Origin of the sequence: Burkholderia sp. JP2-270, assembly GCF_003233675.1 — a bacterium.
Taxonomy (GTDB): Bacteria; Pseudomonadota; Gammaproteobacteria; order Burkholderiales; family Burkholderiaceae; genus Burkholderia; species Burkholderia pyrrocinia_C.
In genome coordinates, this window is record NZ_CP029825.1 from 3,188,006 (window position 1) to 3,203,209 (window position 15,204).

Annotated in this window: 13 protein-coding genes; 8 read left to right on the top strand and 5 right to left on the bottom strand. The window is 68.0% G+C overall.

Annotated features, from left to right (window positions below; all coding sequences use genetic code 11):
* Positions 1-10 precede the first annotated feature (10 nt).
* From DM992_RS32575 to DM992_RS32610, 8 genes are all read left to right on the top strand, one after another.
* The gene (locus DM992_RS32575; protein WP_111020203.1) at positions 11-1,216 is read left to right on the top strand and encodes an acetyl-CoA C-acyltransferase; all 1,206 of its coding nucleotides are present in this window, start codon (positions 11-13) and stop codon (positions 1,214-1,216) included.
* A gap of 131 nt (positions 1,217-1,347) precedes the next feature.
* Positions 1,348-2,307 (top strand): YCF48-related protein, encoded by a 960-nt coding sequence (locus DM992_RS32580; protein ID WP_111020204.1) that lies wholly within the window; start codon positions 1,348-1,350, stop codon positions 2,305-2,307.
* A 64-nt stretch (positions 2,308-2,371) separates the two neighbouring features.
* Positions 2,372-4,837 (top strand): MMPL family transporter, encoded by a 2,466-nt coding sequence (locus DM992_RS32585; protein WP_111020205.1) that lies wholly within the window; start codon positions 2,372-2,374, stop codon positions 4,835-4,837.
* Between the two features lie 65 nt (positions 4,838-4,902).
* Positions 4,903-5,982 (top strand): Rieske 2Fe-2S domain-containing protein, encoded by a 1,080-nt coding sequence (locus tag DM992_RS32590; protein WP_111020206.1) that lies wholly within the window; start codon positions 4,903-4,905, stop codon positions 5,980-5,982.
* 281 nt (positions 5,983-6,263) lie between these two features.
* A complete protein-coding gene (locus DM992_RS32595) occupies positions 6,264-6,467 on the top strand; it encodes a cold-shock protein (protein WP_006483056.1) in 204 nt (67 codons plus the stop codon).
* A gap of 473 nt (positions 6,468-6,940) precedes the next feature.
* Positions 6,941-7,204: a translation initiation factor IF-1 gene (gene infA, locus DM992_RS32600; protein ID WP_034180178.1), complete on the top strand. Its 264-nt coding sequence runs from the start codon at positions 6,941-6,943 to the stop codon at positions 7,202-7,204.
* Positions 7,205-7,614: 410 nt separating this feature from the next.
* Positions 7,615-8,862, top strand: coding sequence for an alkaline phosphatase family protein (locus tag DM992_RS32605; protein ID WP_111020207.1), 1,248 nt, complete (start codon positions 7,615-7,617; stop codon positions 8,860-8,862).
* Entirely contained in the window at positions 8,859-9,107 is a 249-nt protein-coding gene (locus DM992_RS32610; protein WP_111020208.1) for a hypothetical protein, read from the top strand. The genes DM992_RS32605 and DM992_RS32610 overlap by 4 nt, the downstream gene beginning before the upstream one ends.
* A gap of 162 nt (positions 9,108-9,269) precedes the next feature.
* On the opposite strand, the gene dmpG is transcribed toward DM992_RS32610, so the two are convergent.
* The 5 genes from dmpG to DM992_RS32635 form a co-directional block, all read right to left on the bottom strand.
* Positions 9,270-10,301, bottom strand: coding sequence for a 4-hydroxy-2-oxovalerate aldolase (gene dmpG / locus DM992_RS32615; RefSeq protein ID WP_111020209.1), 1,032 nt, complete (start codon positions 10,299-10,301; stop codon positions 9,270-9,272).
* Between the two features lie 16 nt (positions 10,302-10,317).
* Positions 10,318-11,217 carry an acetaldehyde dehydrogenase (acetylating) gene (locus DM992_RS32620; RefSeq protein ID WP_111020210.1) on the bottom strand — a complete coding sequence of 300 codons (900 nt, stop codon included), beginning with the start codon at positions 11,215-11,217 and terminating at the stop codon, positions 10,318-10,320.
* A gap of 10 nt (positions 11,218-11,227) precedes the next feature.
* Positions 11,228-12,010, bottom strand: a complete 783-nt coding sequence (gene dmpE, locus DM992_RS32625) for a 2-oxopent-4-enoate hydratase (protein WP_111020211.1) — start codon at positions 12,008-12,010, stop codon at positions 11,228-11,230.
* 98 nt (positions 12,011-12,108) lie between these two features.
* Positions 12,109-13,491: a DUF1329 domain-containing protein gene (locus tag DM992_RS32630; protein ID WP_111020212.1), complete on the bottom strand. Its 1,383-nt coding sequence runs from the start codon at positions 13,489-13,491 to the stop codon at positions 12,109-12,111.
* A 41-nt stretch (positions 13,492-13,532) separates the two neighbouring features.
* On the bottom strand, positions 13,533-15,098 hold the full coding sequence (locus DM992_RS32635; protein ID WP_111020213.1) for a DUF1302 family protein: 1,566 nt from the start codon (positions 15,096-15,098) through the stop codon (positions 13,533-13,535).
* Positions 15,099-15,204 lie beyond the last annotated feature (106 nt).

A 15,204-nucleotide genomic window follows, 5' to 3' on the forward strand; every position in this document is an offset into this window, starting at 1 on the left:
GAGCCAGCCCATGGAAGACGCAGTCATCGTTTCCGTCGCACGCACGCCGATCGGCAAGGCGTTTCGCGGCATGTTCAACGACACCGAGGCGCCCGCGCTGGGCGGCCACGTCGTGCGCGCGGCGCTCGAACGCGCGGGCGTCGCGCCGGCCGACGTCGACGACGTGCTGATCGGCTGCGCCGCGCAGCAGGGCACGCAGGGCTACAACATCGGCCGCCTGTCGGCCGCGGCGGCCGGGCTGCCGGCGTCGGTGCCCGGCATGGCGATCGACCGCATGTGCTCGTCGGGCCTGATGTCGATCGCGAGCGCCGCGCGCAGCATCGGCGCGGGCGACGCGCGGATCGTCGTCGCGGGCGGCGTCGAGTCGATCTCGCTCACGCAGAACAAGCACAAGAACGCGTATCGCGCGCGTTCGCAGGCCGTGCTCGACCACCAGCCGGCCGCGTACATCGCGATGATGGAAACGGCCGAGATCGTGTCGCGCCGCTACGGCATCTCGCGCGCCGCACAGGACGAATTCGCGCTGCAGAGCCACCAGCGCACCGCGCAAGCGCAGGCGACCGGCCGCTTCGACTCGGAAATCGCGTCGCTCGACGTGCGCCGCGCACTGTTCGACAAGGAGGGCAACCCGGCCGGCCACGAAGACCTGCGTGCAGCCCGTGACGAAGGCGTGCGCGCCGACACGACGGCCGAACGGCTCGCGGGTCTGAAGCCGTCGTGGAGCGGCGGCAAGGTCGTCGAGCAGGGCGAGTTCGTGACGGCCGGCAATGCATCGCAGTTGTCGGATGGCGCGGCGGCCGTGGTCGTTATGTCGCGCAGCGAGGCGAAGCGTCGCGGGCTGACGCCGCTCGGCGCGTTCCGCGGCCTTTCGGTGGCCGGCTGCGAGCCGGACGAAATGGGCATCGGCCCGGTGTTCGCGATTCCGAAGCTGCTGGAGCGCTTCGGGATGACCGTCGGCGACATCGGGCTGTGGGAGCTGAACGAGGCGTTCGCGTGCCAGGCGCTGTATTGCCGCGACACGCTCGGCATTCCCGACGACCGGCTGAACGTGGACGGCGGCGCGATCGCGCTCGGCCATCCGTTCGGGATGTCGGGCACGCGGATGACGATGCACGCGCTGCTCGAAGGCGCGCGGCGCGGCGTGCGGCACGCGGTCGTGACGATGTGCATCGGCGGCGGGATGGGTGCCGCCGCGCTGTTCGAAGTCGGCGCGTAGCGGGCGCCGGCAGCGATCCATTCACGACGATTCGAGGCCGCGGCAACGACCGGCGGCCCGGAGACTTGCAAGCGACGGATGCTGGCGCTTCGGCGCGAAGCGCCGTCGAACGCAGATTCAGGAGACAAGCGATGAAACGAACTTTGCCCGGACTCGCGATGTCGGCGCTGGTGCTCGGCGCCGCGCTGCTCGCGTTTTCGCCGCGCCCGCTGCCGGCGTTCCCGGTCACCGCGATCCATGCGGACCGGCTGCAGGTCAACGGGCTCGCGAGGGCCGGCACGCGCATCGTCGCGGTCGGCGAACGCGGCGCGATCCTGCTGAGCGACGACGCGGGCGCCCGCTGGCGGCCGGCGTCGGTCGCGCCCGACCAGGCGTCGACGCTCACGCAGGTGCGCTTCATCACGCCGACGCTCGGGATCGCGGTCGGCCACGACGGCCGGATCGTTCGCAGCGACGACGCGGGCGTGCACTGGCGCGAGGTGCACGTAGACCGCGAGCATTCCGATCCGCTGCTGTCCGTGTGGGGCACCGCGGACGGCCCGCTGTTCGCGGCGGGCAGCTTCGGCCAGCTGCTGCGCTCGGACGATGCCGGCCTCAACTGGCAGATCGTGAAGACGCCGGCCGGCGACCGTCACCTGAACGCGATCGTCGGCGATGGCCACGGCAATCTGCTGATCGCGGGCGAGAGCGGCACGCTGCTGCGTTCGACCGACAACGGCGCCACATGGGACAAGCTGCCGTCGCCATACGCGGGTTCGCTGTTCGGCGCGCTGATGCTCGCGAACGGCGACTGGGTCGCGTACGGGATGCGCGGCAACGTGGTGCGCAGCGCCGATCGCGGCACGACCTGGACGCATGTCGACAGCCATGTGCCGGTGTCGTACTTCGGCGCGACCCAGCTTGCCGACGGCGAACTCGTGCTGGTCGGCCAGGGCGGAGCGATCGTCGCGTCGCGCGACGGCGGGCTGACCTTCGACGTGCGCAAGCTCGGCGGCGTGCAGAGCCTCGCGGCCGTGCTCGACATGGGCCACGGCGCGCTGCTGCTCGGCGGCGAGGCCGGCGTCGCGCCGCTCGCCGCGTCGCCGTCCTGATGCGCGGCGGCGTTGCCGCCTGCTTCCGTTCGTTTCGCATCGTCCGCACCGACAAGAGAATCCCATGAACGACCTGTCACGCCCCCCTGAAGCCGTTCCCGCGTCGCGCCTCGCCGCGTTCGTCGAGCGCTGCGCCGATACGATCATTCGCCGGCGCCGGCTGCTGATGCTGTTCTGCGTCGCGGTGACGCTCGCGCTCGGGCTGTCCGCGACGCGCCTGAAGCTCGATCCGGGCTTCAACAAGATGATCCCGATGCAGCACCCGTACATGCAGGTGTTCGAGCGCTATGCGGGCGCGTTCCCCGGCGCGAACACGATCCTCGTGAGCCTGCGCTGGAAGGGCGACGGCGACATCTACAACCAGCCGTTCATGAACGCGCTGCGCCATGCGACCGACGACGTGTTCTTCATCCCCGGCGTGAACCGTTCGCGCGTGTTCTCGCTGTTCACGCCGAACGTCCACTACACCGAGGTGACCGAGGCCGGTTTTCGCGGCGACGTGGTCGTGCCCGGCCAGTTCTCGAGCACGAACCCGGACGATCTCGCGAAGGTGCGCCGCAACGTCGCGCGCTCCGGGCAGATCGGCCGCCTCGTCGGCAACGACCTGAAATCGGCGCTGATCCGCGCCGAGCTGCGCGAGGCCGATCCCGCGACCGGCAAGCGGCTCGACTACAGCGCGGTCGCGCGCCAGCTCGAGGAAATCCGCGCGAAGTACGCGAAGCAGGGCATCGACGTGAACATCATCGGCTTCGCGAAGCTGGTCGGCGACGTCGAGAGCGGCATCGCGGGCGTGGTGGCGTTCTTCGCGCTCGCGTTCCTCGTCACGGCCGCGCTGCTGTTCGCCTACACGCGCTCGCTGAAGACCACCGCGCTGGCGCTGGTCGTCGCGCTGCTGCCGGTCGTGTGGCTGCTCGGCGCACTGCCGCTGCTCGGGCTCGGCATCGACCCGATGTCGATCCTCGTGCCATTCCTGATCTTCTCGATCGGCGTGTCGCACGCGGTGCAGATGACCAACGCATGGAAGCAGGCGCTGGTGCGCGGCGCGTCGGCGGTCGACGCCGCGCGCGACGCGTTCCGCAAGCTGTTCGTGCCGGGCACCGTCGCGCTGCTGACCAACGCGCTCGGCTTCATGGTGATCATGCGGATCAGGATCGACATCGTGCGCGAACTCGGCATCACCGCGTGCCTCGGCGTGCTGCTGATGATCGTCACGAACAAGGTGTTCCTGCCGATCCTGCTGTCGTACACGCGGCTCGAACGCGGCACGCTGGCGCGTGCGCAGCGCACGGCGGCGGCCGGCGGCAGCCGGATGTGGTCGCGCTTCGCGGTGTTCGCGCGGCCGGCGCCCGCGCTCGGCGTGTTCGCGGTGGCGCTCGCGCTGCTCGTGTACGGCACGCTCGAATCGCGCAAGCTGGAGATCGGCGATATCGGCACCGGCGCGCCGGAGCTGCGCGCGAACTCGCGCTACAACATCGACAACGCGGCGATCACGCACCAGTACAACATCGGCGTGGACGTGCTGTCGGTGATCGTCGAGACGACCGGCTTCGACGACGCGTGCCTGCATTACCCGGTGATGAGCGCGATCGAGAAGTTCGAGATGAACATGCGCGGCGTGGCCGGCGTGCAGTCGGTGACGAGCGTGTCGTCGCAGGGCAAGGTGTTCATCGCCGCGTTCAACGAAGGCAACCCGCGCTGGGCCGCGCTGCCGCGCTCCAGCGACGGGCTCACGCAGGGCTCCAGCGCGTTCGACCCCGACAGCGGGATGAACACCGCGAACTGCAAGGCGATCCAGGTGCTGATCTACACGAAGAACCACGAAGGCACGACCATCGCGCACATCGTCGACGAGATCAAGCGCTTCGCGGCCGAGAACCCGAAGCCGAACGTCGCGTTCCGGCTCGCGGGCGGCAACGTCGGCGTGATGGCCGCGACCAACGAGGCCGTCGGCGACGCGGAAGTCGCGATGCTGCTGTCGATCTTCGGCGCGATCGCGCTGCTGTGCGCGCTCACGTTCCGTTCGTGGCGAGCGGTGCTGTGCATCGTCGTGCCGCTCACGCTCGTGTCGATCCTGTGCAATGCGGTGATGGCGCGCCTCGGCATCGGGCTGAAGGTCGCGACACTGCCGGTGATCACGCTTGGCGTCGGCGTGGGCGTCGACTACGGCATCTACCTGTACGAGCGCCTGCAGCACGACCTCCGCCACGGCGCGATGCTGCCGGACGCGTTCGCCGACGCGATGCGCCAGCGCGGCACGGCGGCGCTGTTCACGGCCGTCACGATGTTCATCGGCGTCGGCACGTGGGCGTTCTCCGCGCTGAAGTTCCAGGTCGACATGGGCGTGCTGCTCGCGTTCATGTTCCTCGTGAACCTGTTCGGCGCGGTGTTCCTGCTGCCGGCGCTCGCCGCGTGGCTCGGCGTCGAGCGTGCCGAGCGCCACATGCAGCAACCCCGGCCGCGGCCGTCGCCGGCGGCTGCGCCGCAACTGGAGCCGGCGCGGGCGCTCGAACCCGGCAATCCGGTGCGCTGATCGCCGCCCCTCATTACCCCCGAACGCGCGGCGGGCCGCCGCGCGCGTCAACAAGGAGACCCCCCATGTCCGCACGCCCCTACAAGATCGAAGCCCAGCCGCTCGCGCAGCGCTATGCACGCGGCTGGCACTGCCTCGGGCTCGCCCGCGACTACAAGGACGGCAAGCCGCACACGCTGAACGTGTTCGGCCGCAAGCTTGCCGCGTTTGCCGATTCGACCGGCAAGATCAACGTCGTCGACGCGTATTGCCCGCACATGGGTGCCGACCTGAGCCTCGGCACGGTCGACGGCGACAACCTCGTGTGCCCGTTTCACGGCTGGGCCTGGAGCGGCGCAGGGCAGTGCGCATCGATCCCGTACTGCAAGCGGATTCCGCCGAAGGCGCGCATCGGCGCATGGCCGACCTGCGAGGAAAACAACCTGCTGTTCGTGTGGAACGACCCGGAAGGCAATGCGCCGCCAGCCGATGTCGCGATTCCGCGCCTGGACGTGTGCTTCTCCGGTGAATGGTCGGACTGGGTCGTCGACAAGATGGTGATCCAGGCCAACTGCCGCGAACTGGTCGACAACATCTCGGACGTCGCGCACTTCGCGACCGTGCACCGCGCGCCGATCGACTATTTCGCGAACCTGTTCGAGGATCACAAGGCGACGCAGCTGATGGTCGGCCGCAGCGAGAAGCTCGGCGGCGACAGCCTGACCGCGCTGTCGACGTATTTCGGGCCGGCCGTGCACATCACGCAGATGACGGGGCAGAGCAACGGGCAGCCGATCCATTCGGTGCTGCTGAACTGCCACGTGCCGATCGACATGAACAGCTTCGAGCTGCGTTACGGCGTGATCGTGAAGAAGGTGGCCGGGCTTACCGACGAACAGAACCTGGAGGTCGCGAACGCGTACGTGAAGGAAGCGCAGCGCGCGTTCTACGAGGACGTCGACATCTGGCACAGCAAGACGCGGATCGACAACCCGCTGCTGTGCGAAGGCGACGGCCCGCTGTACCAGATGCGCGACTGGTATTCGCAGTTCTATCTGGACGTGGCCGACGTGCGGCCGACGAGCGTCGCGCGCAAGGTGTTCGAAATGCAGATTCGCGAAGGCGGCACGCCGCCGGCGCTGCATCACGTGTTCGAGCCGCGGTAAAAGCCGGCGGACCGGCCGAAAACAGGGGCGCATCGAAACAGGCCCCTTCGGCCGGCAACACCCGCCGCATAAGGCGCGCGCGGCGCCCGTGCGTGCGCGTCGCACCGAAATGGCTTGACGGAACGGCCGCTACAGCGTAGTGTCCGTGACCGAAGTCTTCAAGAAGTTCGATTGCTCATCATTGGCCGCACTCCGTGCGGCGGTCGTTGGTCTCTCCCTCTTTGATTCTTTCTGTGCCCGTCGCGGGCGCATGTTCAATTATTCGTATTAAGGAAGTATTTGTGGATACCGGTACCGTCAAGTGGTTCAACGAAACCAAGGGCTTTGGTTTCATCTCCCCGGACAACGGCGGCGACGATCTGTTCGCCCATTTCTCGGAAATTCGCGGCACGGGCTTCAAGACCCTGGCCGAAGGCCAGAAGGTCAGCTTCGAAGTGAAGCGCGGCCCGAAGGGTCTGCAAGCGTCGAACATCACGCCGCAGTAAGTCGCATCGGCATCGGCCGCCGATCGGCGGCGGGTGCCGGATGGAGTTTCGCGCGGGGCGCCGCTGTTCCGGCGGCCTGCGCGTTCCGATGCGCACGACCGATGCATCGCGACATTCACGATGCATCGGTCGTGACGCCTCCCCATCGCATGCGTGACCCGCGTGCGACACAACGCCCTCGCGAAGCGAGCGCCGCATCGCCAGCGCATCACCGCTTTAACGCATCAACCCGAGCAGACCGCCGCCATGCCGTAGCAGCCGGCGCGGTCCCGACTACTTGCGCGGCGCTCATCGCGCCGCCGCCACCGACCGCCCGAACGCCGCAACGCGCCGGGCTCCGATCGCAAGACAGGCCCGTGGCCCGTCTGAACGAACCGATACCCGGCAGCCTGCCGGCCGCCGTCCCGTTGCGGGAAACGGCGCCGGGCAGATCGCCGCGGCCGCGGTCAATCACCTTGTCTGGAGGAATTGGTTTGGCAAAAGAAGAACTGCTGGAACTGGACGGAATCGTCGACGAAGTGCTGCCGGACAGCAAATACCGTGTCACGCTGGAAAACGGCGTCGTGGTGGGCGCGTACGCGTCGGGCCGCATGCGCAAGAACCACATCCGCATTCTCGCGGGTGACCGCGTGACGCTGGAACTGTCGATGTACGACCTTACCAAGGGCCGCATCAACTTCCGTCACAAGGACGCGAATTCGCCGCGTCCGCAGCGCAACAGCGGGCCGCGCCGCTAAGCGGCCAGGATCGCGCGCAGCACCGCGCCGATCGACTCCCGTCCGGCCATGCGGCCGGATGAACCGGATGGACGGCACGGGTCGTGCCGTTCGCCGGTCGCCGGTCGTGTCGTCACGTCGTGACGACCCCAAGTTGCATCTCCGATCGAACCGCCCGGTTCGGATCGTCGTTTTCCCCCGTCCTCACCGATTCGGTGCGCATTGCGTCGGCCTGCCACGTCGGCCGCCGGTTGAACACGCATGCTGCGCACGCACTGTGCGTCGCTTTACGCGGATGCCGGCGCGGTCGTACACTCGTCGGCGATTCGCGGCCCGCGCACGCTGTATCGCCTTTCGTTTGCTTTCAATCGCTTTCAGCGCTCCCGCGACCGTGCCAGCCGGACATTCGTCGCGCGACGCCAGGAGGCGCCATGAGTGCAGACGCAGCCCCCGCATCCCCACCGGTTCAGGATCGCATCCAGCACGTGTTCGTGCTGATGCTCGAGAACCGCTCGTTCGATCACCTGTTCGCGCTGTCGGGCATCGCCGACATCGTCGCCGCGTCGCCGGGCGACAGCAACGCGTACGGCGGCGCGGTCTATCCGTTCGGCGGCGGTGCGCCCGACCGGATGCCGACCGACCCGTGCCACGAATTCACCGACGTGCTCGAACAGCTCTGCGGCGCGGGCGTGCCGTTCGTGAAAGGGCAGGCTTATCCGCCCGTCGTCAATTCGGGGTTCGTGTCGAACTACGCGACGTCGCATTCCGAAGGCACGCCGCCGCAGCCGGCCGACGCGGGCAGGATCATGCAGGGCGCCGACGTGCGGACGCAGGCGCCGTCGCTGTACGCGCTCGCGAATGCGTTCGTGCTGTGCGACGCGTGGCATGCGTCGATGCCGGGGCCGACCTGGCCGAACCGCTTCTTCCTGCACGGCGCGTCGTCGGCCGGGCTCGACCATTCGCCGACCAGGGAAGAAATGGGCGGGTGGGAGGCGTTCGACGGCTTCCGCTATCCGAAGGGTTCGATCTTCGGCGCGCTCGGCGACGACAACTGGCGCATCTACCAGGATCAGTCGGGCGATCCGCTCGGCCACGTGCCGCAGGTCGCGTCGCTGAAGGGCATCAGCTTCGTCGACGTCGACGATCTCGCGCACTTCGAGGCCGATCTCGCGGCCGGCTACACGGCACGCTACACGTTCATCGAGCCCGGCTACGGCGACATCGTGCACGGCACCTACCGGAACGGCAGCTCGCAACACCCGATGGACGGGCTGGCCGGCGGCGACCAGCTCGCCGCGCGCGTGTACAACGCGATCCGCAATTCGCCGGTATGGAACAGCAGCCTGTTCGTGATCGTCTACGACGAGCATGGCGGCTTCTACGATTCGGTCAGGCCGGGCGCCGCGCCGCCGCCGAACGACGGCGCGGCCGCGACGCTGAATGCGAGCGGCTTCGGCTTCGACGTGTATGGCGTGCGCGTGCCGGCGATCGTGATTTCGCCGTGGGTCGCGGCCGGGCAGGTCGACCACACGCCGTACGATCATGCGTCGGTCGCCGCGACGCTCGAGCGGCTGTTCGGCCTCGCGCCGCTGACCGACCGCGACCGCCTCGCCAACGACCTGCTGGCGCTCGTGACGACCACCTGCCGCACCGACTGCCCGCAAAGGATTGGATCATGAGCACGACCCCGGACCCGGACCCGCGCGACGCGCTGCCCGTGCACGACGGCACGAGCCTGATTGCCTATCTGCACATCCTGAAGAAAGCGCATGCGGCGCTGGTCGGCCACGACAACGCCCATCTGCGCTTCAGCGAGATCGTGACGCGCGGGCAGGCGCGGCAATACATCGAGGAACTGATGCCGGTGCTGCAGCAGGCGCGCGCGGAGCATCGGCGGCGCAGGCACGGCGGGAAGCATCGCTGACGGGGGGGCGGCGAGCGGTTGGGGCGGGTGAAGCCGGTGCCGGGGTGAGCGAGGCCGCGACGCGTCACACGGGCTGCCGCGCTGCACGCGTCCACCCGTCAAAAGAATGCGGGGCTTGCGCCCCGTTCACACCGCTTCCGGACGGATGCCGGCGGCATTCGGTTACGCCGCAATCTCCCGCGCCCGCACCATCGTCAGCGCCGCATCCTCGATCATGTCCTCCTGGCCGCCGACGAGCCGCTGCCGGCCCAGTTCGACGAGGATGTCGCGCGCGGGAATCCCGTACTTCGCCTCCGCGCGCTTCGCGAACAGCAGGAACGACGAGTAGACGCCCGCATAGCCGAGCGTCAGCGCATCGCGGTCGAGGCGGATCGGTGCGTCCATGATCGGCACGACGAGATCCTCGGCGACGTCCGAGATCGCGAACACGTCGACGCCCGTCTCGATCCCCATCCGGTCGCATACCGCGACGAACACTTCCATCGGCGTGTTGCCCGCGCCGGCGCCGAGGCCGGCCGCTGCCGCGTCGATCCGGTTCGCGCCGGCAGCGACCGCCGCGACCGAGTTCGCGACGCCCATCGCGAGGTTGTGGTGGCCGTGGAAGCCGAGTTCCGTCTCCAGCTTCAGCGCGTCGCGCACCTGGCCGATCCGCGCGGTCACGTCGTCGGGCAGCATGTGGCCGGCTGAATCGGTGATGTAGATGCAGTTCGCGCCGTACGATTCCATCAGCTTCGCCTGCACGACCAGCTGCTCGGGCGACGACATGTGCGCCATCATCAGGAAGCCGACCGCATCGAGCCCGAGCGTGCGCGCGAGGCCGATGTGCTGTTCCGACACGTCGGCCTCGGTGCAGTGCGTCGCGACGCGGATCGTGCCGACGCCGAGCGCGTGCGCCATGCGCAGGTGCTCGACGGTGCCGATGCCGGGCAGCAGCAGCGCCGACACCTTGGCCTGCTTCAGCTCCGGAATCACGGCACTCAGGTACGCCTCGTCGGTATGTGCGGGGAAACCGTAGTTGACCGACGCGCCGCCGAGCCCGTCGCCGTGCGTGACCTCGATCAGCGGCACACCGGCTGCGTCGAGCCCGCGCGCGATGTTGCGCATCTGGTCGAGCGTGATCTGGTGGCGCTTCGGGTGCATCCCGTCGCGCAGCGACATGTCGTGGACGGTGATCTTCTTGCCTGCAAGTAACATCGCGTGGCTCCTCGTCTCAAGCGGTGGCGGCCGTCGCGGCCAGCATCTGTTCGGCGAAACGCTCGGCCGTGGCGGCCGCGGCGGCGGTCATGATGTCGAGGTTGCCCGCGTATTTCGGCAGGTAGTCGCCGAGCCCCTCGACTTCCATGAACACCGACACGCGATTGCCGTCGAACACCGGGCCGTTCTTCAGCGTGTAGCCGGGCACGTAGCGCTGCACTTCCTTGACCATCGCGTGTACGGACGCGGTGATCGCGTCGACGTCGGGCGGCCCGTCGGTCAGGCAGTGGATCGTGTCGCGCATGATCAGCGGCGGCTCGGCCGGGTTGATCACGATGATCGCCTTGCCCTTGCGCGCGCCGCCGACCTGTTCGATCGCGCCGGACGTCGTGCGCGTGAATTCGTCGATGTTCTTGCGCGTGCCGGGGCCGACCGAACGCGACGACACGGTCGCGATGATCTCGCCGTACGCGACCGGCTGCACGCGCGACACCGCATACACCATCGGGATCGTTGCCTGGCCGCCGCAGGTCACCATGTTCACGTTCGTCTGCGCGCTGTCGAGATGCGCGTCGAGGTTCACCGGCGGCACGCAGTACGGCCCGATCGCGGCGGGTGTCAGGTCGATCATCTTCACGCCGAGCGCGGTGAGCTTGTCGGAGTTGTCGCGGTGCACGTAGGCGGACGTCGCGTCGAACGCGATGCGAATGTCGTCGGCGGCCACGTGCGGCAGCAGCCCGTCGACACCGTTGTCGGTGGTCTTCAGGCCGAACTCGCGCGCCCGCGCGAGGCCGTCCGACGCCGGATCGACGCCGACCATCCACACGGGTTCGAGCACCGGCGAGCGGCGCAGCTTGTACAACAGGTCGGTGCCGATGTTGCCGGGACCGATCAGTGCGCATTTGATTTTCTTCATCTGGGTTCCTTTAGATAAAGCGGACGTCGCAACCGCCGATGCCGGAGATATGCATCGACAGCGCGTCGCCGGCCGTGACCGGAATCAGTTTCGCGAGCGAGCCGGACAGCACGATCTCGCCGGCAAGCAGCGGCACGTCGTACGCGGCGAGCGTGTTCGCGAGCCACGCGACCGCATCGGCGGGGTGGCCGAGCGCCGCGTCGCCGCTTCCTTGCGCGACGGGCTTGCCGTTTTTCTCGATCGTCATCTCGCACGCGGCGAGATCGAGCGTGCGCGTGTCGACGCGTGCATCGCCGAGCACGTACACGCCGCACGACGCGTTGTCGGCGACGGTGTCCTCGATGCGGATCGCCCAGTCGCGGATGCGCGAATCGACGATCTCGAAGCAGGGCGCGACGGCGGCCGTCGCGGCGATCACGTCGGTGCGGTCGATGCCGGGGCCGCGCAGGTCGCGCGCGAGGATGAACGCGATCTCGCCCTCGGCACGCGGCGCGATCAGCGAGTCGGCGGCAATCGCGTCGCCGGCCGCGTAGTGCATGCCGGACAGCAGGATGCCGAAATCGGGCTGGCGCACGTTCAGCATGTCCTGCACGGCCTGGCTCGTCACGCCGATCTTTTTGCCGACGACCGCTTCGCCCTGTTCGACGCGGCGTTCGACGAAGCGCTGCTGGATGCGGTACGCGTCGTCGAGCGACAGCCGGCGCGGGCGGCTCGACAGCGGCGCGACCGGCGCACGCGCGTGCCATGCGGCGTACAGCTCGTCGCCGAGCGTCGTATGCAGGCGGGAAGACATGAAAGGGCCCTCGAATGGAAAAGGCCGCCGTCGCGGGCGGCGTCGTGCGCCGGAGCGGGGCTCCGGCGCGTGGAGCGCGGGCATGCCGCGTCGGTCAGTTAGTTGCCCGAACTGCGGATCGCATCCGGCGAGAAGTACGCCTCGTTGAACTGCGGGCTGTTGTCGAGCTTCGGCATCGGGCCTTCGTTTGTCAGGCGGTCGGCCATGTACGCGCCCGAGATCAGGTCGTGGAAGAACACGACGCTCGGGTAGAAGACCTTCGCGTCATACGCGTACAGCGACGTCGCGACGTTGGTGCGCCAGAGCTGGCCGCGCGCGTCGTAGTTGTCCGCGAGCAGCGATTGCCACGAATCCTCGTCGATGTACAGCACGCGCTTCGCGTACTGGTGGCGATAACCGCTCTTCAGCGTCGCCTGCAGCACCCACACGCGATGCAGCTCGTAGCGGATATATGCCGGGTTCTCGTGGCCCTTGGTCAGCAGGTCGCCGTACTTCAGCGAGCTGTCCATCACCTTGTAGTTGTCGTAGGGCACGTAGATCTCGCGCTTGCCGACGATCTTCCAGTCGTAGCGGTCGCCGGGGCCGTTGTACAGGCGGTCGTCGTCGACCGTGCGGAAGCCGCCCGGGCCCTGCGGCTGGTCATAGCCGTATTCGGGCGCCTGGCGCACGCGCCGCGTGCCGGGGTTGTACATCCACGTGCGCGACGAGTTGTCCGCGCCGGCCTTGTCCCAGTTCGTGAAGCCGACGATCAGCGAGCCGCGGTCGGACAGCGGCAGCTCCGTCGCGTTGCGGTAGTACGTGCGGTTGTTCAGGTCGCTCTTTACGTCGTACTTGCCGACGTTGCGCGGCGAGTAGATGTCGTAGCGCACCTTGCCCCACGCGATGTTGCCGTCGGAGTACACGACCGCCTGGTCGTAGGTGGCCTGCTCGGTGCCGATCGACGACGAGAAGCGCTGGTTCCACAGCAGTTCGGCGGCGGTCTTGGGGATCGGGTAGGGCACCGTCGGCGGCGCGTTCGTGAGGCCGTTCGCGTCGGACGTCATCATCGATTCGGGCGCGTATGCGCGGATGTCCTTGTAGACGGCATCCGGGTAGCGGAAGTCGCGGTGGCTCGGGTAGACGATGATCTTGAATGTGGCCGGATAGCGCTTGAACATCGCCTTCTGGCCGTCGGTCAGGTGCTCGGCGTACTGCGCCATGTTTTCCGCGGTGATCGTCGCGACCGGCTTTTCGTTCGCGAACGGATCGGGGTAGCGGCCGCCGCGCTTGTACTGCACGTCGGGCGGCGTGCCGAGCCACTTGCCCGACCACTCGGGCACGCTGCTGTCCTTGCTCGCGGCGCGCATCGCGCCCATCGGCGTCAGCGGGCCGTCGAGCGCCTTCAGGTCGTCCGGCGTGACCTTCGGGAACGATGCCGTCGCGACGAGTGCGCAAGCGGCCATCACCGACGCGCGCAGGAGGGGGAGACGAATTCGTTTCATGACTAATCCTCTTCTTGCTGAGTGACGAGCGGCCGGGCCGCTCAGAAGTGGTAGGTCGCCGTCGCCAGCACGTAGTCGCGATCGGCGAGCGGCCGCGTGGCGGGGTTCGGTGAACCGAGGAACTTCGCGTAGACGAGCGACAGCTGCAGGTTGCTCAGGCGCGTGAAGGTCACGCCGGCGGTCACGCGATGGTCGCCCTGGCCCGTCAGCGAGCCGAGCGCGCCGGCGAGCGGCGACGTGCCCGTCAGGTCGTGCGTGTAGGTCAGCGGCACGTCGAGATCCCAGCCGTTGAACACGTTCTTGTAGCTGAGCGTCCACGCGATCTCCATCGCGAGCGCATTGCGCGAATTCGCGAGCGTAGTCGACCCGCCTTGCTCCGAGATGCTGCCCGCGTGCACGTACGTGAGTTCGCCGATCAGCGACTGCGAGTTCGCGAGGAAGCTCGGCCCGATCGAGTAGATACCGGACAGGTTGGTCTGCAGCACGTTCGCGCGCGTCGACTGCGGGCCCGTCGCCGTATTGACGAGCACGGCCGCGCCCTGGCGGTACGACACTTCGCCCGCGACGTTCACGGGGCCGACCTGCGTCGAGAAGCTCGCGCCGGTCAGCTTGATGTTGTTGAAGTAGGTCTGCTGGTACTGGAGCGTCGGGAAGTACGTCGTGACGACGCTCGGGTTCATGTCGTTGTAGTGCAGGTGGTACAGGCCGATCTCGGTGTCGCCGAGCACGCGGAAGCGCGCGCCGATCCCCCACTGGTTGCGCGCGCTCGGCTTCTCGTCGGCGCCGCGCGGAATGATCATCCCGCCCGGGCCGATGATGAACTGTGCGCCCGGGCCCACCACGTCCGAATAGCTCCAGTAGGTGCCCGGCGCGGTGAGGCGGTTCTCCTTGAACGCGAACTGGTAGTACGCGAGCAGGCTGAAGTTCGGCGTGATCTGCCACTGCGTCGAGATCTGCGGCACGGGCAGCAGGATGTCCTTCACCTCGGCGCCGGCCATATACGACTTGGTCGCGTCGGCGGGGCCCTGCGCGCCCGCGATGTTCGGGAAGAACAGGCTTTCGCCCCACGCGACAACCTGGTCGCCGACCTTCACGTTCAGGCTCGTCGAGCCGATGTGGAAGGTGTTGTACGCATACGCGGCGAGCAGCGTCGTGTGGCCGCCCGACCAGTAGCGCGCGTCGCTCGTGAAGTTGTTGTACCGGCCCGACTGGTTCACGGTGCCCGGTGCATCGTTGTAGTTCGGGCGGTGGTACGCCTGGTCGTAGAACGTGTCCGCGCGGACGAACACGCCCCAGTCGTCGTGCTTCAGGTTCACTTCGCCGAGCAGGCTGACCTGGTTCTCGATCAGCTTGTTCTTCGCGAAGTTGCGGTCGCCGTCGTCGCCGTTGATGTTCGCCGGTGTCAGCAGATTGCCGCTCGGCGCGCGCGTGCGCATGCCGAGGCCGTAACTGAGCGTGAACGTATAGTCCAGCGTCGTGTCGGCGCCAAGCTCGATCGTGCTGCCGGCGTGCGCGGCCGGAACGGCGCACGTCAGCAGCGCGGCGGCCAGCGTCGACAGCGTGGCGGTTGCTCGCTTGCCGGTACGACGCGAAATCCGTTGATGCATGGTGTCTCCTCTTGGGGGTATCGACGACGGTCGACTATGTGTTGTCTTGAGAGGCAGAGTAGGGAGATCGCGGTAGCACGGAATCGTCGAAATGAACTAGATGACT

Bases quoted from the DNA above. Each gene is read 5' to 3' on its own strand.
- DM992_RS32575 (WP_111020203.1), top strand. From the start codon at position 11: ATGGAAGACGCAGTCATCGTTTCCGTCGCACGCACGCCGATCGGCAAG.
- DM992_RS32580 (WP_111020204.1), top strand. From the start codon at position 1,348: ATGAAACGAACTTTGCCCGGACTCGCGATGTCGGCGCTGGTGCTCGGC.
- DM992_RS32585 (WP_111020205.1), top strand. From the start codon at position 2,372: ATGAACGACCTGTCACGCCCCCCTGAAGCCGTTCCCGCGTCGCGCCTC.
- DM992_RS32590 (WP_111020206.1), top strand. From the start codon at position 4,903: ATGTCCGCACGCCCCTACAAGATCGAAGCCCAGCCGCTCGCGCAGCGC.
- DM992_RS32605 (WP_111020207.1), top strand. From the start codon at position 7,615: ATGAGTGCAGACGCAGCCCCCGCATCCCCACCGGTTCAGGATCGCATC.
- DM992_RS32610 (WP_111020208.1), top strand. From the start codon at position 8,859: ATGAGCACGACCCCGGACCCGGACCCGCGCGACGCGCTGCCCGTGCAC.
- dmpG (WP_111020209.1), bottom strand. From the start codon at position 10,301: ATGTTACTTGCAGGCAAGAAGATCACCGTCCACGACATGTCGCTGCGC.
- DM992_RS32620 (WP_111020210.1), bottom strand. From the start codon at position 11,217: ATGAAGAAAATCAAATGCGCACTGATCGGTCCCGGCAACATCGGCACC.
- dmpE (WP_111020211.1), bottom strand. From the start codon at position 12,010: ATGTCTTCCCGCCTGCATACGACGCTCGGCGACGAGCTGTACGCCGCA.
- DM992_RS32630 (WP_111020212.1), bottom strand. From the start codon at position 13,491: ATGAAACGAATTCGTCTCCCCCTCCTGCGCGCGTCGGTGATGGCCGCT.
- DM992_RS32635 (WP_111020213.1), bottom strand. From the start codon at position 15,098: ATGCATCAACGGATTTCGCGTCGTACCGGCAAGCGAGCAACCGCCACG.